Annotated in this window: 26 protein-coding genes; 12 read left to right on the top strand and 14 right to left on the bottom strand. The window is 60.8% G+C overall.

Annotated features, from left to right (window positions below):
* Window positions 1–13 precede the first annotated feature (13 nt).
* The 3 genes from PCOSP_RS09340 to PCOSP_RS09330 all read right to left on the bottom strand — a co-directional run bounded on the left by PCOSP_RS09340 (window position 14) and on the right by PCOSP_RS09330 (window position 2,610).
* On the bottom strand, window positions 14–490 hold the full coding sequence (locus PCOSP_RS09340) for a GNAT family N-acetyltransferase (protein ID WP_139646939.1): 477 nt from the start codon (window positions 488–490) through the stop codon (window positions 14–16).
* A 117-nt stretch (window positions 491–607) separates the two neighbouring features.
* A complete protein-coding gene (locus PCOSP_RS09335; RefSeq protein WP_464710907.1) occupies window positions 608–1,933 on the bottom strand; it encodes an ATP-binding protein in 1,326 nt (441 codons plus the stop codon).
* Entirely contained in the window at window positions 1,930–2,610 is a 681-nt protein-coding gene (locus tag PCOSP_RS09330; RefSeq protein ID WP_047701500.1) for a response regulator, read from the bottom strand. The genes PCOSP_RS09335 and PCOSP_RS09330 overlap by 4 nt, the downstream gene beginning before the upstream one ends.
* A 174-nt stretch (window positions 2,611–2,784) precedes the next feature.
* On the opposite strand from PCOSP_RS09330, the gene dsbD reads away from it, so the two are divergent.
* The 3 genes from dsbD to dsbG are packed head-to-tail and all read left to right on the top strand — an operon-like array spanning window position 2,785 to window position 6,124.
* Window positions 2,785–4,512, top strand: a complete 1,728-nt coding sequence (gene dsbD, locus PCOSP_RS09325; protein WP_464710906.1) for a protein-disulfide reductase DsbD — start codon at window positions 2,785–2,787, stop codon at window positions 4,510–4,512.
* Window positions 4,512–5,381: a TlpA disulfide reductase family protein gene (locus PCOSP_RS09320; protein WP_175362944.1), complete on the top strand. Its 870-nt coding sequence runs from the start codon at window positions 4,512–4,514 to the stop codon at window positions 5,379–5,381. The genes dsbD and PCOSP_RS09320 overlap by 1 nt, the downstream gene beginning before the upstream one ends.
* Entirely contained in the window at window positions 5,357–6,124 is a 768-nt protein-coding gene (gene dsbG, locus PCOSP_RS09315) for a thiol:disulfide interchange protein DsbG (protein ID WP_464710905.1), read from the top strand. The genes PCOSP_RS09320 and dsbG overlap by 25 nt, the downstream gene beginning before the upstream one ends.
* 99 nt (window positions 6,125–6,223) lie before the next feature.
* On the opposite strand, the gene PCOSP_RS09310 is transcribed toward dsbG, so the two are convergent.
* The gene (locus PCOSP_RS09310; RefSeq protein WP_464710904.1) at window positions 6,224–7,030 is read right to left on the bottom strand and encodes an alpha/beta fold hydrolase; all 807 of its coding nucleotides are present in this window, start codon (window positions 7,028–7,030) and stop codon (window positions 6,224–6,226) included.
* 175 nt (window positions 7,031–7,205) lie between these two features.
* Here PCOSP_RS09310 and PCOSP_RS09305 point away from each other — a divergent pair, with 175 nt between their 5' ends.
* Window positions 7,206–7,490: a hypothetical protein gene (locus tag PCOSP_RS09305; RefSeq protein ID WP_139646951.1), complete on the top strand. Its 285-nt coding sequence runs from the start codon at window positions 7,206–7,208 to the stop codon at window positions 7,488–7,490.
* Window positions 7,491–7,531: 41 nt separating this feature from the next.
* Here PCOSP_RS09305 and PCOSP_RS09300 read toward each other — a convergent pair whose 3' ends face one another.
* Together PCOSP_RS09300 and PCOSP_RS09295 are read right to left on the bottom strand one after the other, a co-directional pair.
* Entirely contained in the window at window positions 7,532–8,308 is a 777-nt protein-coding gene (locus tag PCOSP_RS09300) for a substrate-binding periplasmic protein (RefSeq protein WP_139646953.1), read from the bottom strand.
* 114 nt (window positions 8,309–8,422) lie between these two features.
* Window positions 8,423–9,049: a TetR/AcrR family transcriptional regulator gene (locus tag PCOSP_RS09295; protein WP_368372939.1), complete on the bottom strand. Its 627-nt coding sequence runs from the start codon at window positions 9,047–9,049 to the stop codon at window positions 8,423–8,425.
* Between the two features lie 168 nt (window positions 9,050–9,217).
* Here PCOSP_RS09295 and PCOSP_RS09290 point away from each other — a divergent pair, with 168 nt between their 5' ends.
* Window positions 9,218–9,760, top strand: coding sequence for a 3'-5' exonuclease (locus PCOSP_RS09290; RefSeq protein WP_139646957.1), 543 nt, complete (start codon window positions 9,218–9,220; stop codon window positions 9,758–9,760).
* 82 nt (window positions 9,761–9,842) lie between these two features.
* On the top strand, window positions 9,843–10,127 hold the full coding sequence (ppnP, locus tag PCOSP_RS09285; RefSeq protein ID WP_139646959.1) for a pyrimidine/purine nucleoside phosphorylase: 285 nt from the start codon (window positions 9,843–9,845) through the stop codon (window positions 10,125–10,127).
* A gap of 116 nt (window positions 10,128–10,243) precedes the next feature.
* Here ppnP and PCOSP_RS09280 read toward each other — a convergent pair whose 3' ends face one another.
* A complete protein-coding gene (locus tag PCOSP_RS09280; RefSeq protein ID WP_464710902.1) occupies window positions 10,244–11,053 on the bottom strand; it encodes an MOSC domain-containing protein in 810 nt (269 codons plus the stop codon).
* Window positions 11,054–11,123: 70 nt separating this feature from the next.
* Window positions 11,124–12,047 carry a chemotaxis protein CheV gene (locus PCOSP_RS09275; protein WP_139646964.1) on the bottom strand — a complete coding sequence of 308 codons (924 nt, stop codon included), beginning with the start codon at window positions 12,045–12,047 and terminating at the stop codon, window positions 11,124–11,126.
* A gap of 482 nt (window positions 12,048–12,529) precedes the next feature.
* Here PCOSP_RS09275 and PCOSP_RS09270 point away from each other — a divergent pair, with 482 nt between their 5' ends.
* The 3 genes from PCOSP_RS09270 to PCOSP_RS09260 all read left to right on the top strand — a co-directional run bounded on the left by PCOSP_RS09270 (window position 12,530) and on the right by PCOSP_RS09260 (window position 14,788).
* Entirely contained in the window at window positions 12,530–13,000 is a 471-nt protein-coding gene (locus tag PCOSP_RS09270) for a hypothetical protein (protein ID WP_139646966.1), read from the top strand.
* 235 nt (window positions 13,001–13,235) lie between these two features.
* The gene (locus PCOSP_RS09265; protein WP_175362975.1) at window positions 13,236–14,129 is read left to right on the top strand and encodes a sensor histidine kinase; all 894 of its coding nucleotides are present in this window, start codon (window positions 13,236–13,238) and stop codon (window positions 14,127–14,129) included.
* Window positions 14,126–14,788 carry a response regulator transcription factor gene (locus PCOSP_RS09260; RefSeq protein ID WP_464710901.1) on the top strand — a complete coding sequence of 221 codons (663 nt, stop codon included), beginning with the start codon at window positions 14,126–14,128 and terminating at the stop codon, window positions 14,786–14,788. The genes PCOSP_RS09265 and PCOSP_RS09260 overlap by 4 nt, the downstream gene beginning before the upstream one ends.
* Here PCOSP_RS09260 and yegS read toward each other — a convergent pair.
* On the bottom strand, window positions 14,772–15,689 hold the full coding sequence (yegS, locus tag PCOSP_RS09255; RefSeq protein WP_464710900.1) for a lipid kinase YegS: 918 nt from the start codon (window positions 15,687–15,689) through the stop codon (window positions 14,772–14,774). The genes PCOSP_RS09260 and yegS overlap by 17 nt on opposite strands.
* A 348-nt stretch (window positions 15,690–16,037) precedes the next feature.
* On the opposite strand from yegS, the gene PCOSP_RS09250 reads away from it, so the two are divergent.
* On the top strand, window positions 16,038–16,346 hold the full coding sequence (locus PCOSP_RS09250; RefSeq protein WP_231983244.1) for a hypothetical protein: 309 nt from the start codon (window positions 16,038–16,040) through the stop codon (window positions 16,344–16,346).
* Between the two features lie 151 nt (window positions 16,347–16,497).
* Here the strand turns inward: PCOSP_RS09250 and PCOSP_RS09245 are convergent, their stop codons facing one another.
* Together PCOSP_RS09245 and moaB are read right to left on the bottom strand one after the other, a co-directional pair.
* Complete coding sequence (locus tag PCOSP_RS09245; RefSeq protein WP_464711904.1) at window positions 16,498–17,685, bottom strand: molybdopterin molybdotransferase MoeA; 1,188 nt, start codon at window positions 17,683–17,685, stop codon at window positions 16,498–16,500.
* A 22-nt stretch (window positions 17,686–17,707) separates the two neighbouring features.
* Window positions 17,708–18,247 carry a molybdenum cofactor biosynthesis protein B gene (gene moaB / locus PCOSP_RS09240; RefSeq protein WP_047701515.1) on the bottom strand — a complete coding sequence of 180 codons (540 nt, stop codon included), beginning with the start codon at window positions 18,245–18,247 and terminating at the stop codon, window positions 17,708–17,710.
* A 78-nt stretch (window positions 18,248–18,325) separates the two neighbouring features.
* Here moaB and mobA point away from each other — a divergent pair, with 78 nt between their 5' ends.
* Together mobA and PCOSP_RS09230 are read left to right on the top strand one after the other, a co-directional pair.
* Window positions 18,326–18,922 carry a molybdenum cofactor guanylyltransferase MobA gene (gene mobA / locus PCOSP_RS09235; RefSeq protein WP_464710898.1) on the top strand — a complete coding sequence of 199 codons (597 nt, stop codon included), beginning with the start codon at window positions 18,326–18,328 and terminating at the stop codon, window positions 18,920–18,922.
* A 231-nt stretch (window positions 18,923–19,153) separates the two neighbouring features.
* A complete protein-coding gene (locus PCOSP_RS09230) occupies window positions 19,154–19,375 on the top strand; it encodes a YgdI/YgdR family lipoprotein (RefSeq protein WP_041020703.1) in 222 nt (73 codons plus the stop codon).
* 79 nt (window positions 19,376–19,454) lie between these two features.
* Here PCOSP_RS09230 and PCOSP_RS09225 read toward each other — a convergent pair whose 3' ends face one another.
* The 3 genes from PCOSP_RS09225 to PCOSP_RS09215 form a co-directional block, all read right to left on the bottom strand.
* Entirely contained in the window at window positions 19,455–20,345 is an 891-nt protein-coding gene (locus tag PCOSP_RS09225) for a pseudouridine synthase (protein ID WP_464710896.1), read from the bottom strand.
* Window positions 20,346–20,416: 71 nt separating this feature from the next.
* Window positions 20,417–20,734, bottom strand: a complete 318-nt coding sequence (locus PCOSP_RS09220; protein WP_041020701.1) for a transcriptional regulator — start codon at window positions 20,732–20,734, stop codon at window positions 20,417–20,419.
* Between the two features lie 92 nt (window positions 20,735–20,826).
* Window positions 20,827–21,072 (bottom strand): glutaredoxin family protein, encoded by a 246-nt coding sequence (locus PCOSP_RS09215; protein WP_041020700.1) that lies wholly within the window; start codon window positions 21,070–21,072, stop codon window positions 20,827–20,829.
* Between the last annotated feature and the right edge of the window lie 92 nt (window positions 21,073–21,164).

Below are 21,164 nucleotides of genomic sequence, written 5' to 3'. Positions count from 1 at the left end.
AATGCTTCAACCGTTAGCCCAGTGACTTGTGCATCGCAATGGCCGCGACACCGCCGATGGCAAACGCCTTGGCGCTTTGCTCAAACCCCAGGCGGCGATAGAACCCATAGCTGGTGCTTGTGCTGTTGAGGCGAATCCGGGCGAGTCCGCGGCCACGCAACCACGCCTCGATGTCCTGCACCAGCGCCCGCCCGGCCCCGCGCCGAAACCACTCCGGCTGCACATAGCAGAACGCGATCCGACCACTGACCGACGCCATCGCGACGCCCACCGGTCGACCATGCAGACGCGCCAGGGTCAGGCGCAATCGCGGATCGACCACCCAGGGGCGAATGCACGCGGGGGTATTGTTGCGGGTCCAGGCGGCCACGATGCGCGGGTCGTTACGGTGTTCTGCGGCACAACCGACCCGGATGGAGCGCTCGGCGATCCGGCTGACGATGCCGGCATCGCCGGGCGCGGCGGTACTGATTTCGATGAACGTGTCCATGACGCTGTTTTCCTCAGTCCTTGAGTCGAGCTGAAAAAAACATAGACCCGGATAAGCCGGGGGCGCCAATGGGAATGATTGCAGGAAACTACAAGGTAGCGTCCTTGCAGCGTGTCGCTATGAAACCTGCACCGGCATCGTCAACTCCACCCGCAACCCATCCGGACGGCTGTCGAAATGCAGGCCGCACCCACAACGCTGGACGATGGCCTGGACGATCGCGAGCCCCAGGCCGCAACCGGTGCTCTGGCCGTTGCGCCAGAAGCGCTGGGTCAGGTGCTGGATATCATCGGTGGCAATGCCGGGACCATGGTCGCGAACCCGGAAACGGACCCGCTGCCCAATCATCTCCAGACTGAGTTCCACCACGGTATCCTCCGGGGTATGACGCAGCGCGTTATCCAGCAGGTTGCGCAACGCAGCGATGGAAAGCACCGCCGGCATCTGCACCGGTGCATCGGACACCCCAGGAGAGACCAGCAGACTGATTCGCCCGGAATCGCCATTGGCCGCGTCATGGATCGCCAGCCGCGCGACCTGTTCGGCGTTGCATTGCACCCCATCGTCGAAGGACAGGCTGCCCTCCACCCGAGCCAGCAACAGCAACTGCTCGAGTGTGCGATGCAATCGGTCAGCGCCCTCCTCGGCCCGAGCCAGGGACTGGTCACGTGCGACCCCTTCGGTCATGCGCGCCACTTGCAGGTGAGTCTTGATGGCCGTCAAAGGGCTGCGCAGTTCATGGGCCGCATCGCCGGTCAGCCTGCGCTCGCGCTCGATGGTCTTGCCGATACGCTGGAACAGCTGATTCTGGGTTTCCAGCAGGGGGCGCAGCTCACTGGGCAATGGATGGATCTGGAGAGGTTCCAGGGAGTCGGCATTGCGGCGCATCAGCGCGTCGCGCATACGGTTAAGTGGCGCCAGGCCCTGGCCAATGCCCAGCCACAGCAGGCACAGGCAGCCGAGCAACGCCACTCCCACCGGCACCGAGGCTGCCAACAGAATCGACAGGTTCAGGGCTTCCCGTTCGGTCTGGCGGTCGGCGGTGGTAATGCGCACATCGCCCCGGGCCAGGGTGAAGCTGCGCCAGGGCGCGCCGTCGATCATCTGGTCGTGGAACCCCATTTTCTCGGCTTCCAGGACCTGCTCAGGCGTACCATGGCTGCGGGCCAGGATTTCGCCCCGCAAGGAGCTGACCTGGCAGGCCATGCCCCCGGGGATGCTCAACTGCTCGGCGCTGAAATGCGTGCCCTCGCCCTTGCTCGGCAGCGGCGGCAATTGCTCCAACAGTCCTGCGACCATCCGCGCCGACGCCACCAGCCGCTGATCAAGGGAAAACATCATCTGGTTGCGCAGATCGCTGAGCATCCACGCCGCCGCCAGGGCCCAGATCAGAATGAAGGCCGCGCCCAGGGTCAGGCTCAGGCGCAATCGCAAGCTCATCACTTGGAAGGTTCTCCACCATCGGCCGGTCCCAGGCGATAACCCAGCCCGCGTACCGTCTCGACAATCCCGTTGCCGAGCTTGCGCCGCAGGTGATGGATGTGGACGTTGAGGGCGTTGCTTTCCAGTTCGTCATTGAAGCCGTACACGCTGTCCTTGAGCTGCTCGGTGGACAACACCCGGCCACGGCTGTGCAACAGCGCCTGCAACAGTGACTGCTCACGCCTGGATAGATCCACCGGCTGGCCATCCAGAAGGGTTTCGCGGCTGCTGGGATCGTAAGTCAGGCGACCGTGCTCGATCAGGTTGACGCTACGACCCGCCACGCGGCGCAACAACGTGTGCAGGCGCGCCGCCAGCTCCCGCAGGTCGAAAGGCTTGAGCAGATAGTCATCGGCGCCGGCTTGCAAACCGTCCACCCGATCGGTCACCGAATCCCGCGCAGTGAGGATCAGCACCGGAATCTCCAGCCCTTGCTGGCGCAATTGCTTGAGCAGTTTAAGACCATCCTCATCGGGCAGCCCCAGGTCCAGCACCATGACATCGAACTCGGCCACGCCGATCATCGCCCGCGCCGCCGAGGCCGACCCCACGTGCTCGACGGTCAGGCCCTGGGCCGTAAGACCGGCGACGATCCCGCTGGCGATCAGTTCATCGTCTTCGCAAACCAGTACACGCATGGTAAGCCTCGTGGAAAAAGGTACATTAGGCCGCCGGCCGATTAAGCCGACATTATGCGACGAGAGTGGCAAACATGGGCGATCATTGCTGCAGACCGGCCCTCGCCGTTTAATCGACGGTTAATCGCCAGCCGCCATCGTGCTATCCACTTGCTTCGTTCTAAGGCTTTATCCATGCGTCGATTGTTTTTGCTGTGGCTGCTGTTGATTTCGGGCCTGGCCCAGGCCGCCAATCCCTTCGAAACCAAACCCGATTTCCTGCCGGTGGAAAAGGCCTTCGTGTTTACGTCCGAACGCCTGGATTCCGGTGAGACCCAGCTCTTCTGGCAGATCGCCGATGGGTACTATCTCTATCAGAAGCGATTCAAATTCGATGGCCTTGCCGACGCGCAGAAACCGAAGCTCCCGGCGGGAGAAGCCCACAGCGATGAGTTTTTCGGCGACCAACAGGTCTATCGCCAAGCACTGGAGTTGAAGATTCCGGCGGGCGCCACCGGCAAGATCAAAGTGGGTTTCCAAGGCTGTGCCGACGCAGGACTGTGCTACCCACCCCAGACCCAGGTGGTCGACCTGGGCGGTGGTTCCCCTGCGGTGGCCAAAGGCGAAGCGCCGGACCAGGCCCTGGCCAGCGGCCTGCAACAACGGGCGTTGGGCTGGAGCCTGCTGGTGTTCTTCGGCCTCGGTCTGCTGCTGGCGTTCACGCCGTGTTCCCTGCCGATGCTGCCGATCCTCGCCGGGCTGGTCGTCGGCAGCGGTGCCGGGCCTCGACGCGGCCTGGCTTTGGCGGGCAGCTACGTGATCAGCATGGCCCTGGTATACGCCGCCATGGGCGTGCTTGCCGCGCTGCTGGGCGCCAACCTGCAGGCCTTGCTGCAACAGCCGTGGCTGCTGGGCACCTTCGCCGCGGTGTTCGTGGTGCTGGCGCTGCCCATGTTCGGTTTCTTCGAATTGCAACTGCCGCCCGCCTTGCGCGACCGCCTGGAGAATGCCGGGCGTCAGCGCCGCGGCGGCAGCCTGGTGGGCGCCGGAGTTCTCGGCGCACTGTCCGGCCTGCTGGTAGGTCCCTGCATGACCGCCCCGCTGGCTGGCGCGTTGCTGTACATCGCCCAGAGCGGTAACGCGTTGCACGGCGGCCTTATCCTGTTTGCGATGGGCATTGGCATCGGCCTGCCACTGTTGTTGCTGGTAACCGTGGGCAACCGCTTCCTGCCCAAACCCGGCGCCTGGATGGACCTGGTCAAGGGTATGTTCGGCTTCCTGTTCCTGGGCACCGCGCTGCTGATGATTCGTCCAGTCATCGACGGCTCGCTGTGGATCGCACTGTGGGGTGTGCTGTTGTTGATCGCCGCCTACAGCGCTTGGCGCCAGACCGAAGGGTTCGGCCGCATGGCCTATGCCTGCGGCAGCGCGTCACTGCTGTTTGGCCTGTGGGGCAGCGCGCTGCTGGTGGGTGCTGCCGGTGGCAGCGACGATTTCCTCCAGCCCCTGAAGATCTACACCGGTGCCCAGGGCAGCGCGAGCGTCAGCGCCCACGACGCCTTCATCACGATCAGCGAGCCTGCCGTCCTGCAACGGGAACTGGATGCGGCCAAGGCCCAGGGGCAGTGGGTGCTCGTGGACTATTACGCCGACTGGTGCGTGTCCTGCAAAATCATGGAAAAACAGGTGTTCGGCCGCGCCGAAGTGCTGAACGCCTTGGCGGACGTCCGCCTGCTGCGCCTCGACGTGACCGCTGACAACGCCGCCAGCCGCGAACTGCTGAGCCGCTATCAGGTACCCGGGCCGCCCAGCCTGCTGTGGATCGGCGCCGACGGTGAAGAGCGCCGCAGCCAGCGCATCACCGGGGAAATCGATGCCAAGGGCTTCCTGGAGCGCTGGAACAGCACCCGGGACGCGAACTGATGCTGACGCTCACCTTGGGCACCTTTGCCATCGCCCTTAACCACCTGCTGCTGATCAGTGCCCTGGCGCTGGCGACCTTCGTGGGCTGGCGGGTGGCCAAGCGCGGTGGCGAGAACCCTGAGTCGGTGCTGTTCATGCTGTTCCTGCTGGGGCTCCTGGCCGCGCGGATCAGCTTTGTCGTCGCCTATTGGAGCCATTACCAGAACGATCCATGGCAGATCGTCGACTTGCGCGACGGCGGCTTCCTGGCCTGGCCAGGCGTTGTGGCATTGGTAATCGGGACATTGCTGTGGGCCCGACGTCGACCGGCCCTGCGCCGGCCATTGGGTTTTGGCGTCGGCAGCGGCCTGCTGTTCTGGCTGGTGGCGACGATGGCGCTGACGATCTATGAACAGGGCACCCGATTGCCGGACATCGACCTGCGCGACGCCAACGGACAGACCGTGAAACTCACCGATTATCAGGGCGGCCCCCTGGTGATCAATCTCTGGGCCACCTGGTGCCCGCCCTGCCGGCGTGAAATGCCGGTGCTGGAAGAAGCCCAACAACAGCGTCCGGACCTGACCTTCCTGTTCGTCAACCAGGCCGAAAGCATGCAGAGCGTCAGCACCTACCTCGCTACCCAGGGCCTGAGCCTGGACAACATCTTGTTCGACGGCAGCGGTCGCCTCGGCCAGGCCGTGGGTTCCATGGCGCTGCCGACGACGCTGTTCTATAGCGCCGACGGCCGTCTGCTGGGCAGTCATCTGGGTGAACTGTCGGAGGCAAGCCTGGCCCGAGCCCTGGAAAACTTCGAAACGCCGGGTTCAACCACGGCATCCCACCCCGCCACAAGGAAACAGCCATGCCTCGCCTCCGCCACCTGCTGACCCTGGCCGTCGCCACGGCGCTGTTGCAAGCGCCGCTGCTACAGGCCGAAGAACTGCCGGCAGCCATCCAGAAAATCGAAGCCAAGGGCGCGAAGATCGTCGGCACCTTCGAGGCACCGGATGGGCTACGCGGCTACGCGGCGCAATACCAGAACCGCGGCATGGCGCTGTACCTGACCCCGGACGGCCAGCACGTCCTGCTCGGCAACCTGTATGACGCCGACGGCAAGGACCTGAGCGCCGAGCCGCTGCAAAAACTGGTCTATGCACCAATGGCGAAGGAAATCTGGGCAAAAATGGAGGCGAGCAACTGGATCGCCGACGGCAACAAGGACGCACCGCGCACCGTGTACCTGTTCAGTGACCCCAACTGCCCGTACTGCAACATGTTCTGGGAACAGGCCCGGCCATGGGTCAAGGCCGGCAAGGTGCAGTTGCGTCATATCATGGTGGGCATCATCCGCGAAGACAGTCCCGGCAAATCCGCCGCGCTGCTGGCGGCCAAGGACCCGCAAAAAGCCCTGGAAGATCATGAGAGATCCGGCAAGGGCAGTACGCTCAAGCCCCTCAAGGACATACCGCCCGCCGTTCAGGCCAAGCTCGACGCCAACCAGCAGTTGATGGACGAACTGGAGCTGTCCGCCACCCCGGCGATTTTCTACCTGGATGACAAAGGCGAGCTGCAACAGCAGCAAGGCGCCCCATCACCGGACAAGCTGGTGAAGATTCTCGGACCGAAGTGATGTGGATCGAGCCGCCCCTTTCGCGAGCAGGCTCGCTCCCACATTGGCCTGCTGAAACCGGACCTCTGTGGGAGCGAGCCTGCTCGCGATTGCGCAGGGTCAGCTACGCAAAAACTCAAGCAATGCCTCGGTAACGAACCCCGGATTCTCCAGATTGGAAATGTGCCCCGCCTCCGGAATCAGCACATGGGGACAACCGATCAACTCGGCCATTTCCAGAGACTCGGAGGGTGGCCGCGGCTTGTCCTGGTCACCGCACATCACCCAGGTGCTGCTGGCATCCAGCTCACCCAGGCGCGGCAGGATATCGTCCCGGCCAAAAATGATCCGTCCCAACGGCACGATGCTGTCGCGCAGACGATCGGCCGGCAGCGCGGCCAGTGTCGCGCGAAATTGCCGGTACAGCGGCGACTGCGGATCGATGCCAGGCCGGAAGAAGATCGGCACGACAATATCCAGCAACGGTTCGGGAATGCTGCCGCTGGCTTCGATCTTGTCGAACAACGAGAAGTAATACAGCCGCGTTGGCTCCGGTTCGACGCCCACATAAGTGTCCATCAACACCAGCGCCTGGAGCCGTTTCGGCGCCGTCAACGCCAGCCGCGCGCCCCACATCCCGCCCACCGAAAGCCCCACCAGACTGAAGCGATCGACGTCCAGATGATCCATCAACCCCAGGACCTGGCGAGCCAGGTCATCCAAGGAACTCATGCCCTCGGGCAAACGTCCGGATTGACCATGGCCCCACAGGTCCGGGGCGATCACCCGGTAATGCCGCGACAATGCCTCGATCTGCGGCGCCCACATGCCGTGGTCCCACAAATAGCTGCTGCCCAGTATCACCACCGGGCCGTGGCCCTGGTCCAGATAATGAAGAGGTTGTCCGTCAAGAGTTGCAAAGGGCATCGATGACCTCCTTGTTTGCGCGTGAAAAAACCTGGCCAGACTGACGTGCTGTAAGCCAAGCCGTCAATCGCCGAGGCCATCGGATTTGCGACAGGCACCTGTAAGGTCTGACAGTAGACCGACTCGGTTGCCGGCGATAGCGTGAGGTTTCACAACAATCGGTGGAGACCCAACCATGACAAAAGTCGAGCTCGAAGCTTTTGCTCAGGAGCAGATCGACCTCCTGAGACCGAAAGCTGTCAACACAGACCGGGCGTCCGGACAAAGAGCCAAAGCAAAGCTGCTCTTTTTTGAAGCGCTACTGGCTGCGTGTAGCCACACGCAGACACAGGAACAGTTCGGCTTGATGGATGCGGTCAATGACACCTTCCAGAAAATCGGCGCGTTTGCACCCGGTGATGTCTTTTTCAATCAGCCTGAAAAATGCTGCTCGCTTTATCGCGCCGATTCGCCGGCCTGAAGCCATCGCCAGGCGTGAGCAAGGAGCCCCTGAGACTGCGGTCAATGAACGTGTGATGGCACCAGCGCGATCTGGTAAGGCTTGAAAATCGCCAGCAGTTGACCGTTATCCCGAAGCTTCTGCAGCAACTGTCCAAACACTTCACTGGTGATCGGCGCCTGCGGCCGAATCAGGGCATAGTGGTGGTAAACCTGATCGATACGCTCGGACACCAACAACTGGGGGCCGACCTCAGGATTGCGCAGTATGTAATCGTTCAGGTACGAACGGGTCACCAGGGCGATGTCCGCACGCCCCCGCAATACCATCAACAGGTTGCTGTCGTGGGAGTACGTCAGCGTGGCGTTGTACTGCCCAACCAGGAACTTGGGGTCGGCGTTGAACTCGGCAAAGGCGTAGTGGTAGCCGCTGAACAGGGCCAGGCGCTTGCCCCTGAGGTCGGCGAAATAGCTCTGCTGGCGATCCGGCTGGCGCTGGGTGACGAAGACTTCCGCATCCTCAAGCCCCATGTCCACTGCGGTATGAGGTACATCCTTCCAGCCCCAGTCGGGGTTCTCGAAGATCGCCATATCGACCCGGCCTTGTTTGAAATCATTGAAACGGCGTGGAATCGACGTGGGTACCAGTTCGAACTGATAATCGGTCTGGGAGTGATTCAGGGCTTCGACCAACTGCGGCAGCAGGCCGGTGTCGGCGCCGTTCTCGGGGCGCACGGTATAAGGCGGGAAATGCGCGGCTCCGATCCTGACCAGTTGCGCCGCCGAGACCGGCATCATCAGAAAGACAGCCAGTGCAGCGAGCAAAACACGCAAGCTCATACCCTTCGGCGAAAACATCAAGGCCACCACTCCCCCAAAAGTCCATCCATACATTCAAGCTAGGCGGTTTCAGCCACTTAGCCAGCTCCACGACCACTTAAAGAAGCCGTACGATTATTGTTTTTCTTCCAGCACCAGGATCAGCGCTTGCTCGGCCAACTGGTCGAGGCTCAGGCTGCCCTCGGCGCGAAACCAGGTGGTGGTCCAGGACAACGCGCCAGTGAGAAAACGCCGGGTAATGAACACGTCCCCGCGAATATACCCGGCATCCTTGGCCTGGCCCAATACCTCGAGCCACAAGTCTTCGTAAATATCCCGCAAGGCCAATACTTGCCGTTGTCCCTCCTGGGACAGCGAGCGCCACTCGTAGACCAGTACCGCCATCGCCTCGCCGGTGCCCCCCATGATCGACTGCAATTCGCAGCGGATCAGCGCGAGCACCCGTTCACGCACGTCGCCCGCCTCGGCCAGCGCCGCGCGCATCAAGGCGGTGTTGTAGCGGATGGTTTCTTCCATCACCGCCCGCAGGATCTCGTCCTTGCTTTTGAAGTGGTGGAAAATGCTGCCGGATTGAATACCCACGGCGCTTGCCAAGTCGCGCACCGTGGTGCGTTCGAAGCCTTTGTTGCGGAACAGGTGGGCGGCGGTCTGGAGCAGTTTGCCGCGAGCACTGTCCGGGTCGGTCAATTGTCCGAGACCAATCAGCTCATGCATCACCGTCAGGGCTTTTCGCTCGTCCACCCATTCTCTCCCGCAATCGTCGTGGCGCCGGCAATTTAAGCTGAGCCGGCCACCCAAGCAAGCGCTCGGGCAGAAGTTACGTGCACGAATCAGTCCAACCCCCTAGGCGAACGTAACGCGTTTGACTACGCTCAAAGTCATCTGCACGCCGATACCGGGAAGCCCGCGATGCCTCAATGGCTGGTAATTGATCTGGAGGCCACCACCGATGAAGGTGGCTGGCCGGTAGCCGAAATGGAAATTATCGAGATCGGTGCCACGCTGGTGAACCGTGACGGGCGCGAGCTGGATCACTTCCAGCGTTTCGTACGCCCCCTGAGACGCCCGCTGCTCACGCCCTTTTGCCGCGAGCTGACGCACATTACCCAAGCCAATATCGACAGCGCAGCGCCCATCTCGGAGGTCTGGCCTGCATTCGAACACTGGCTGGCGCCCTACCACGCGAACCTGGGTGGCTGGGTCAGTTGGGGTGACTACGACCGCAAGCAGTTGCTCCAGGAATGGCAGCAGCAACAGTTACACAGTGTTCTCGCCCGCGTGCCCCACATGAACCTCAAGCAACGCTTTGCCAAGGCCCGTCGACTCGAGCGGCCGCTGGGGCTTAACGGGGCGCTGCAACTGGCCGGCCTGCAGTTTTCCGGTCAACAGCACCGCGCCCTGGAAGATGCGCGCAACACGGCAAGGTTATTGCCTCTGGTGCTGGCGGACTGATCTGTCCCGCCACAGATGACGAGTGTTGAAGCCTTGTGCATACTGGCCGGCCTTTTTCAGCCCTTTTTTCGAGGAATCGCCCATGTTCAAAGTCAACGAGTACTTCGACGGCACCGTCAAGTCGATCGCTTTCGGCACGGCTGAAGGCCCTGCGACCATCGGCGTCATGGCGCCGGGCGAATACGAATTCGGCACGGCCCAGCGGGAAATCATGCACGTTGTGTCCGGCGCCCTGACCGTGAAACTGCCCGGCAGCACCGAATGGGAAACCTTCGCGGCCGGCAGCCGGTTCAATGTACCGGCCGACAGCAAGTTCCAGCTCAAGGTGGCGGTGGACACGGCCTACCTGTGTGAATACCGCGCGTAGGAGCTGTCTAGTGCAACGAGGCTGCGATCTTGTCCCAGGCAGTTGAGTCTTTAGCGAAAGACCAATAATCAAAAGATCGCAGCCTTCGGCAGCTCCTACAGAGGGCTGCGCAGGATTTACTCGAGCACTTCAACCGGCATGCCGACTTCAAGCTGGCCATTGCTGTCATTGACCAGGTTCTGACCGAACATCGGACCGTCCGGTGTCGAACGATACTGCTGCAAAGTGGCGAAAGGCTCGCGGCTAGGATCGCGCTCGCCAGTCTGCGGGTCCACCGTGGTCATGATGCAACGCGAGCAGGGTTTGACCACCCGGAACTCCACATCGCCGATACGGATGCGCTTCCACCCATCCTCGGCAAACGCCTGGCTGCCTTCGACCACCAGGTTGGGACGAAAGCGCAACATCTCCATCGGACGACCGACCCGACTCGACAGATCCTGCAACGAGGCCTGGCCAATCAGTAGCAACGGGAATCCGTCGGCGAAAGCAACCTTGTCGTCGTCCTTGCCATAACCGGCTGCCGTGGTGCGCGCCAGCTCCACCGGCACATGTACCAGGCGGCTGGCATTGCCGATGAATTCGCTGACCCAGGCCCCCGCCTCGTCACCGGCATCCGGCACACGCAGGGTATCGCGCCAGATGATCACCCCACGGCGTTGCTCTTCTTGGGCAGATGGCAGCGGCACATCGATGCTGCCGTAACCCGGCGCGCTGAGGGTCAGGCCACCCGCCTCGTTCCACAGTGCCGAGAGCTGGCTCATCTTCGCCACGGCCCGCTGGGTCAGGAATCGCCCACTGGCTTCATCCACCAGCATCCAGCGCCGGTCACCGTCCAAGCCGAGCTTGTCCAGGCCAATCTCCTGCAAAGACTGGCCCTTGCCGGACTTCAACGGATAACGGTACAGCGCGCTCAGACGCAACATGATCAGCTCCCGGACGATGGAAAAACGCCACCATATACGAGCCAGCCATCGAAGCAAACCACGATCAGTTTCAGTCGAGCATCAGTCGCTGGCGCACCACATCGACCAGTTTGTCCGGCTGGAATTTGGAGAGGAAGTTGTCACAACCGACCTTCTTGACCATCGAGTCGTTGAAGCTGCCGGACAGCGAGGTGTGCAATACCACGTAGAGCCCACGCAAACGAGGGTCGTTGCGGATTTCGGTGGTCAGGCGGTAGCCGTCCATTTCCGGCATTTCCGCGTCGGTGAAGATCATCAGCAATTTGTCGGTCATCACCTCACCACTGTCGGCCCAGGCCTTGAGCATGTTCAGGGCCTTCAAGCCGTCACCGGCAACGTGCATCTTTATGCCCAACTGCCCGAGGGTGTCGCGCAGTTGCGAGAGCGCGACTTTAGAGTCGTCCACCAGCAGCACTTCGCGCCCACGGGCACGTTCCAGCACCGGATCCTCGAGTTTGTCCCGGGAAACCTTGGCGTTGTAAGGCACGATTTCGGCAAGGACTTTTTCCACGTCGATGATTTCAACCAACTGATCGTCCACCTTGCTGATGGCGGTCAGGTAGTGTTCACGGCCAGCACTGCCCGGGGGTGGCATGATCGCTTCCCAGTTCATGTTGACGATGCGGTCCACACCACCCACCAAGAACGCCTGAACCGAGCGATTGTATTCAGTCACGATAATGGTGCTATTGGCCCCCGGCACCAATGGACGCATGCCGATAGCCTGGGACAGATCGATCACCGGCAACGTCTGGCCCCGCAGGTTGACCACGCCACAGACAAATGGATGACGCTGCGGCATCAGGGTCAACTTGGGCAGTTGCAACACCTCCTGGACCTTAAACACGTTAATGGCGAACAATTGCCGGCCCGCCAGGCGAAACATGAGAATTTCCAGGCGATTCTCACCCACTAGCTGGGTTCGTTGATCTACTGTGTCGAGAATGCTGGCCATCGATGACTCCTGGGATTGTTCGGATGAATCCAATAGAACAGCTATCGGCCGCCCAGACCGGATCTTGACCCCTGCCAGAAATACCTGCGCGAAGGATTGATATCACCTTAACATCATGCTTTACTGCGTTCACCTTCTCATTCCACCGGTTTTCTCCGCTGCGCGACCTCGTTTTGCGCACAAAGTTCCCCTGCCTAAGGGATTCCCCTAGGCACAATCAGGTCCAACCTGATATTCCCGCTATCCAATAGCCATTAATGTGACGCCATTCTCATTGCTGAACGGAGTCAGGCCTTTGTGCGCGACCGCAGGACATCGGACTTCCAGCCTTTCGGCCGATCCCGCCAGTGCAATTGCTTGCAGGCTCGTCCTTACCCAAGGCAAAGGCGCAACGACGCAGGTTCGTTCGTTGCCGACCGCTCGGTTCCGTCGTTCGCCTCAAGCGGTCTCCTTTCGCCTGACATGATGTTGTGGAGATAAGCATGCCAAACGATCGTAAGAATTGGCTCCAGCGCTTTCCCGAGTTCCTGACCGAAGCCGAGACACTGTTGGCCAAGTCGGAGGAATGCCTGAGCCACCTGCAGTTGATCAACAACGACAAGGACGCGATCGATTGCATGCTCAGCACCCTGCTGAAGTTGGCAAACAAGGCCAATGCCTTGGCGCTGGAAACCGTTTCGGAGTTTTCGCTGCATATCCATGGCCTGCTCAGCCATGCACAACACCACATGGAATTGCATGATCAAGCCCTGGAGGCGTTGAAGGATTGCTTCACGCTGATGGCATGGCAACTTGAACTGGTCGACCCTACCACCGGCCAGCTCGGCCTGGACAACAGCGAACAGACTTCGTTGATCGAAGCATTTGCACTCCAGGTGGGCCAGAATCCCTGCGAGATATTGACCGCAGCACCTCCGCTGAGCCTGCTTACCTATTCACAGAAACAAGCGTGATACCGACGATGCCGGCCCAGCTCGACGCGCCTGCTCCACGGCGCTTTCAATACGCCATGCCGAGCGCGACCAACCATGGATGAAGTGGTACTATGTCTCGCGTCAGACGCTTCAAAACAGCGGCAAGAAATGCCGTCGATCTGAAGCCAACCTCGACCTGAACCATTTACCGACCCGGGCCGTCCCATGTGCTGACCGGCTCGCCCGCAGCGAACATTCATTGGCTCCATCCGTCATGTACGCCAGCCTCAAGTCATTCATCACCTGGCCACCTTCCCGAGAAAACGCCCGCCGGTTCACACTGTTTCTGTGCACCTGCTCGACCCTCGGCTGCCTGCTGACCTATCTGTTTGCCCGTGCGTTGCCATTGAGCTTGCTGATGTTGAACATCGCGGCCCTGGCCTGTGTCTGGGTCCGGTACCAGCTGTCGCGAAAGTCCATCAAGTTCCAACCCGAGGAGTTGGCCGACCGGTTGCTCGAAGTCCAGGAAAACGAACGCCATCGACTCAGTCGCGAATTGCATGACGACATTGGCCAGCTTCTGACGGCGGCGAAACTGCAGAGCGAATGGCTCAAGCGCCGGGTGCCGGACGAATTGCAAGCGCAGTGCTCGATCCTCTGCGAAACCCTGGACGAAACCCTCGATAAAGTCCGCGACGTTTCGGCCATTCTCAACCCGAGGCAGTTGACCAGCCTCGGGCTTGAAGCCAGCCTGCGTGCGCACCTGCTCAAGACATTGGCCAATACCCCGATAAAATGGAGCCTCGACTGCCAGCAGCGCATGACGGGCATCCCGGAGGAAATGTCAGTCGCCGCCTTTCGAATCACCCAGGAAGCGGTCACCAACGTCCTGCGCCATGCCCAAGCGAATAATCTGCTGGTGCGCCTGCAACGCCTGCCCGAGGGCTTGCTCTTGCTGATCCACGATGACGGTCATGGATTTGTCCCCGCGCCCCACCCCGCCCGCGAAGGACAACGCGGCATGGCCGGCATGTCGGAGCGAGTCGAGCAGTTGGGCGGCACGCTGAAAGTCATCAGTGAAGCCGGCAAAGGCACGCACATCGAAGCCCGTTTCCCCTGGGCACCTCGCGCCCTGGCACGGGCCAGTAAAAATAAGGTTCTCCATTGACTTGTAATTTGCTTCTGGTAGACGACCACTCACTGATCCGCGCTGGCGTGCGCGCACTGATCATGGACCTACCCGGCTATGCCGTCATCGGTGAAGCCAGCGACGGCGCACAGCTACCGGCGCTGGTCGAACGGCTGGATCCCGATATCGTGCTGCTGGATATTTCCATGAAGAACACCAGCGGCCTGGATGCCCTGCGCGAGCTCAAGCAGGTACGGCCACGCAGCAAGGTGCTGATCCTGTCGATGCACACCGATCCGGCGCTGATCATGCAGGCGTTGGAATCCGGTGCCCATGGGTATCTGCTCAAGGACACGACAGCCACCGAGCTGGAACACGCCCTGAACGCATTACGCAACGACGAGCATTACTTGAGCCCCGCCATCGCCCATACGGTGATCAACCAGGCCCTGACCCGTACCCAGCAGAAGCACCAACCCTCCCCTGGCCAGACCCACAATCTGACGGCACGCCAGCTGGAAATCCTGCGGCTGATCGTGCGTGGCAAATCCACCCGCGAAATTGCCAACGGCCTGAGCCTGAGCATCAAGACCGTGGAAACCCACCGGGCCCAGATCATGAAGCGCCTGCAGATCCATGACGTGGCCGGACTGGTGCTTTTCGCGGTGCGAGAGCAGATCATCAGCCTGGACGATTGAGCGCCGCCGAGGCCGCCAGCAAAGGCGAATCGGGCGGCAAATGGACACGCAGCGCCTTCGGACGCACCGTAAACCGCAGGCTGTCGACCTGCAAGGGTTCGCCATCCAGATTGATGTCCAGGCCCTGGGCGGCCTTGATTTCCACCCATGGCAAGCGTGCCCGCACGAACATGTTGTCGATGCCCAGGCCACCAGCCAGCAAGTCCTTTAGCGTACTGACCACCTCCTGAGGGGCGGGCAGGATACTGATGTCCAGCAATCCGTCATCGACCAATGCCTGGGGACACAACTCATGGCCTCCTCCGGCCTGCCGGCCATTACCAATGCCCAACGCCAGGAGATCGCCCCGCCAACTGAACCCCGGCCCCTGCAACTCGCCATAGGCCGCACTCAGCTCACTGAAGCGCGTGAGTCCGGTGAACAGGTAAGCGGCTCCCCCCAACACCTTTTTAAGCTCTTCAGAGGTATTCGCAGTGACCTGGCTGCCGAAGCCGCCCGTGGCCATGTTGAGGAAGATCCGTCCGCCGACCTCTCCCAGATCGATGGGGTGCGGCTCAACGTCCAGCAGATCCAGGGCTCGATCCGGTTCCAGCGGGACCCCGACCGCCCGGGCAAAATCATTGGCAGTTCCCAGGGGCAGCAACACCAGACTGGCATCGCTGGAGTCGAGGGCCATCGCTTCGGCGATATCACGCAAGGTTCCGTCACCGCCACCGGCGATCAGTCGCGTATAACCGGCCTCCAGCGCCTCTTCGACACACCGTCGGGCATCGCCCGCCTCCCAGGTCAGTCGTACCGCCAGGTCCCAACCCTGCTTGCGCCTGAGCATCACTGCGGCGCGAACCTCTTCGTTGAGCGCTTGCTTGCCATGCAGAATCAATAGCGCCTTGCCTTTGCTCATCCCGATCTCCGTCATTGGAAGGTTCCAGGGATTGGGACCGCGCATTCGGCTGAAAAAGCCCTTGCCGTGTCAATTTTTTCACAAGAAAAGCCACTACCCGGTCCACGGATAAACGGCCAGCGCCCCATCGGAGCGATGCCGCTGCACTCAAAGAGTTTTCTTACAAGACTTGGCGAATCAGCTCAATTGACCCTCCAGCAGTATTGAGACACCTTGGCATTCTGTTGTGCTGGACCGATAAAAACACTTATTACACAAGGAAGTGCTAACCCATGGATGGATACGTCACGGCCCGCAAGGGACGGATCAGTGGTTCGAACAGTTATGGCCAAAGGGATGAAGCGTCCCATGCATAGCCATGAATACAAGCTGTCGCCTCGTCAATTCGCACCTATCGGAGGCGAGCGGACCGATGCTCAGAACGAATGCAAAAGTTGCAGTAATCCCGTTGGAGGAATTGATTTGGAACCGCGCGTCGTTGAACTGGAAACCCACCTTAAGTACATCCGTCGAGACATGGATGAAATCCGCACCGATGTGAAGGTGATCCGACACAGACTGGCCTATTCGGCCGGTGCGGCGGCGGTGATCGTCGGCCTCCTGGGCTGGATCGCGAACAGCCGTTTCGATCAACTGGTGATGCTGCTGTCGCGATAAAGGCGATGGACACCACACTCGAACATCGACTTGGGTTGGAGTACAGCGCCTGCAGAGGTGGTGTTCCGTCTCACAAATACTGTTTATTTCTGATGACGTTCGTTGCCGTGAAAGCGGCCGTCAGAAAAACCTGTATCTGCGAGACAGACCACTAATCCAGGAGCTCGCTCAAGGGGATAAAGCTGACTTCGTCGCCCTCGACCAGCGTCTGCCCTTCGAGCACTTCGACCAGCCCTTCGGCCCACGCCGCACTGCGCAGCACACCGGAGCTCTGATTCCGGTAGATGATTGCCCGGCCGTTTTCCATGCGACCTCGCAGGTATTCTCGCCGACTGCCAGGCTTGGCCCAGACAAACCCCGCCGGCACCTTGAACCTGAGCGGCGCCACCGATTGAACGCCTTGGCGTCGCAACAGGTAGGGCCTGGCCAGCAACGCAAAAGTCACCAGTGTCGAGGCAGGATTACCAGGCAAGCCTATGACCGGCACGCCGCGGAAGTGCCCAACCGTTAGCGGCTTCCCGGGTTTGATGGCGAGCTTCCAGAGTGTCAGCTCACCCTCCTCGCGCAGCACGACGCCCAGGAAGTCGGCTTCCCCGACCGATACACCACCGGTGGACAGGATCAGATCAACATCCGACAGCTGGGCCAAGCGGGCCCGGGTAGTCGGCAAGTCGTCCGGCAGGATACCTGCGTCGAGCACTTCACAACCCAGGCGCTGCAGCCAACCGCAGAGCAGCACACGGTTGCTGTTATAGATCTGGCCGGGGCCCAGCGGCTGGCCAGGCTCCACCAGCTCATCCCCCGTGGACAGGACCGCAACCCGGACCTTGCGAATCACGTCGAGGGATGCACAACCCAGGGATGCGGCCAGGCCCAGTTCGATCGGTCCCAAGCGAGTGCCGGCAGCCAGCACCTGTTCGCCAACGGTGGTTTCCTGCCCTTGAGGACGGATGTTCTGTCCACTGGCCAAGGGCTCCGTAAACCGCACTCGCTGGTCGCTTTCAACCAGGACGTTTTCCTGCATTTCCACGCAGTCGGCCCCAGCGGGAACGGGTGCTCCCGTGAAAATCCGCGCGCAGGTCCCAGCAGCCAGCGGTTGCGGAGCCTGTCCGGCAAAGATCCGCTGGCCGACCACCAGCGGTCCACCCTTCCAGTCAGCCAGCCGCAACGCATAACCGTCCATGGCGCTGTTGGGCCACGGTGGCAGATCCAGGGTCGACACCAGATCCTGCGCCAGCACCCGCCCCTGTACCTCAGCCAGCGGCAGGCGCTCACGCTGGGTCACCGGCGTGGCTGCCGCCATGGCGAGCAGTTGCTCCAATGCAACTTCCACAGCCATCAAGGCGCCGGTCTTGCCAGGTTTACCCACGGGATTCACAAGGAGCCGCCTGTTTTAAATGGGCCACGAAGTTACAGGGGCGGTGCCGCGCATCCAGCTGCTCGGCGAGAATCCCGTCCCAGCCGGTGCGCACTGCGTTGGTAGACCCCGGCAAACAGCACACCAGCGTGCCGTTGGCCAGGCCCGCCAGTGCTCGAGACTGAACGGTGGAGGTGCCGATGTCCGCCACGGAAATCTGCCGGAACAACTCACCGAAACCGTCGACCTGCTTGTCCAGCAGGCACGCGACCGCTTCCGGGGTGCTGTCACGCCCGGTAAAGCCGGTGCCACCGGTGATCAGCACCACCTGCACCACCTCATCGGCAATCCAGGTCGCCACTTGTGCCCGAATCTTGTACAGATCATCTTTGAGCAGGACCCGCGCCGCCAGGTTATGCCCGGCCGCGCCGAGTCGATCGACGAAGACCTGTCCGGATGTGTCGGTTTCCAGGGTACGGGTATCACTGACAGTCAGCACCGCGATATTGAGCGGCACGAAAGGTACATCAGCCTTGGCTTTCATAGGCTCGTCCAGTTGTAGGGAGAACAGCCCGGTGTTATATCACAGCGCTTGATTTTTTCGCCTGTGCGGAGACACACCATGACCTCGAACACTGCGCTGCCATCTTGCTCCATCCTGCTGCTGGCCGGTGGCCGCGGACAACGCATGGGTGGGCAGGACAAGGGTTTGGTGGAATGGCAGGGCGAGCCGCTGATCGCCCATCTTCATCGCAAGACCCGCGCATTGAGCGATGACCTGATCATCTCCTGCAACCGCAACCCTGAACGCTACGCACGGTATGCCGATCGTTTGGTGCATGACGATGAAGGTGATTATCCCGGCCCCCTGGCAGGCATCCGGGCCGGCCTCAAGGCGGCAAGGCATCCGTATTTGCTGGTGCTGCCGTGCGATGTACCGCAGATCGATGCGAGCCTGCTCGAGAGCATGCGCACGATGGCCAGCCAGCATCCCCATGTACCGCTGATGGTGCGCCACGGCGAACATTGGGAACCGCTGCTGTGCATCATTCCACTGGCATTGGCATCGGCTTTCGAAACGGCCTGGAGTGAAGGCGAACGCAGCCCCGGCCGCATCATGCGCACACTGCAGGCCGTCGCACTGCAATGCCCGGCCGATGATCCCCGCTTGGCGAACCTGAACACGCCGGAACTGTTGACGCGACATAAAGGCCACTAGTGGCCTGTGTGGCTAATTCGTTTACTCAACTTCGGCGCCAGGACTTGCCAGCCTGCGTTGCCATTCCTCGCCGTAGCGGGGCTACGACTCGTCATAGCGCCTTGCCCGGCAAGCCCTGGCACTCGAATTCGAGTACTCGAATTAACCGTACAGGCCACTAGCCAGGAACTTGCGTGCAATGTATACGTCTGAAGGTCAGTAACCTGAAGAATTCATTTTCGGAGAAACACCATGACACAACGGACCCTCGCCACTTTCATGCTCGCACTGGGCCTCGCCACTCTTGCCGGGTGCGCATCGCCTACAGTGATTACCTTGAATGACGGTCGCGAAATCCAGGCCGTCGACACCCCAAAGTACGATGAAGACACTGGCTTCTACGAGTTCGAACAACTGGACGGCAAACATACCCGCGTGAACAAGGATCAGGTTCGCACCGTTAAAGATCTGTAAGCTCTGACGCCGCAACCCGATACAGAAAAGCCCGCAATGCAACATTGCGGGCTTTTTGTTGGCGGCTGGAAAGCCGAAATTACCACTGCAGCGTAATACCGCTCTCGAATATGCGCTCCTCACCCGTGACCGGATCAATGAAACGCAACCCCTGAGCCAGCAGTTTAAGGGGATTGGCGTAATCATCCTCTGCATCCCTGAGCACGTCAGGGTAGAACGGGTCGTTGCAGATTCCCGCCCCCAGGGCATTCATATGAACCCGTAACTGATGCTTCTTGCCGGTGACCGGAGACAGGCCGTAGCGCCATAGCTCGCCATTCCTTTCCAGGATTTCGATGGCCGTTTCGGTATTCGGTTCGCCCGGTCCTTCCTGCATCCTGAAGAACGGGTCGCCATCGATCATCCGGCTTCTATGCACTCGCGGAAAGGTCAGCTGAGGCAACGCACGGGCAATGGCCTGGTAGCGTTTCTCGATCTGTCGCGTTGGAAACAATGACTGGTAAGCCGATCGGCTCTGGGGGTTGGCCGAAAACAGCACCAGACCGGCCGTGTGCCGGTCAATCCGGTGCAAGGGCACCAGATGAGGATTGTCCAGCCGCCGGATCAGCCGTCGCAACAGGGTTTGCTCGACATATTCCCCCGCCGGAGTGACAGGCAGGAAATGCGGTTTGTCCGCCACCACCAGATGCTCGTCCGCGTACAGGATCGACTCCACGACCGGGATCGGCTTCTCGTCGGGTACTTCGCGAAAATAATGAATGCGCAAGCCTTCACGGTACGGCAAATCGACAGGAATCGCCTTGCCCTCAGCATCCAGCACCCGGCCCCGGGCAATCCGATCCAGCCACTGCTCGCGGCTGATGGCGCTGAAATGCTCGCACAGGCATTCCAGCACGGTCTGCCAGGAACCGGGGGGCAGGTACAACGTGCTGGCCTGATGGTGTGCAGCGGTAAACGATGAACCGGACATCGGACACTCTTGAACATTTTGCGGGGCCACATTATCCGACAGTCGCACCAGCCAGCCCAGCAATGATTACCTCACGCCGGAACAGAGGCCACTGCTGCCGCCTCGGTGAACTCCTTCAACCAACGCAGCACCTCCACCGCCTCCCAGCGACCTGGGTCGTACAACGCATACAACAGCCCCTGATAACCCACCACATCCAGTTGCTTGTGATAGCCGGCACGCTGGAACAGCGCTTCGATCTCAGCGAAACAGGTGTTGAAATGCAATTTGTTGAAGGGTGTCTTGCCTTCGGTCACCAACCCGTCCAGGCGCAGTTCCAGGACGGCTTCGCGGACAACGTCTACGGACATCCTGTTCACGCTGTTCTTCAATTGTTCGACATTGACCAAGGGGTGCACTCCAGATAGCTGTATGAACATACAGTAACCGAATGCAGCCTTTTCGCCAATGGCGACGTGGGGACACGATGAACGGAAGGGTGTCAGCGCAGGAAGGCGACTACCTGATCGGCGTCAAAAGGCCAGTCAAGTTCGACACCGGTATCGACCCGGCGCAGCACCGGGATGCGCAGTCCATAGGTGTCGATCAACGCCTCGCTCTCCGGACCATCACCGATATCCACCAGCTCTACGAGCAAGCCATGGTCAACGAAAGGCATCAGCACACCCTCAGCGATCTCACAGAGATGACAACCCACGGTACCGAACAGTTGGCATTCAGGAAGCATGGCTGGTAGACCCATAAGAGATAGACGGTCATTCTAGGCGCGCCCTCGAAAACCGTCGAGTCGGGTCTCCGCATCAGCAAAACGCTGATGCA

The sequence above is a fragment of the Pseudomonas sp. MAFF 730105 genome (assembly GCF_055380705.1).
This window is presented reverse-complemented; position numbering and strand designations above follow the sequence as displayed.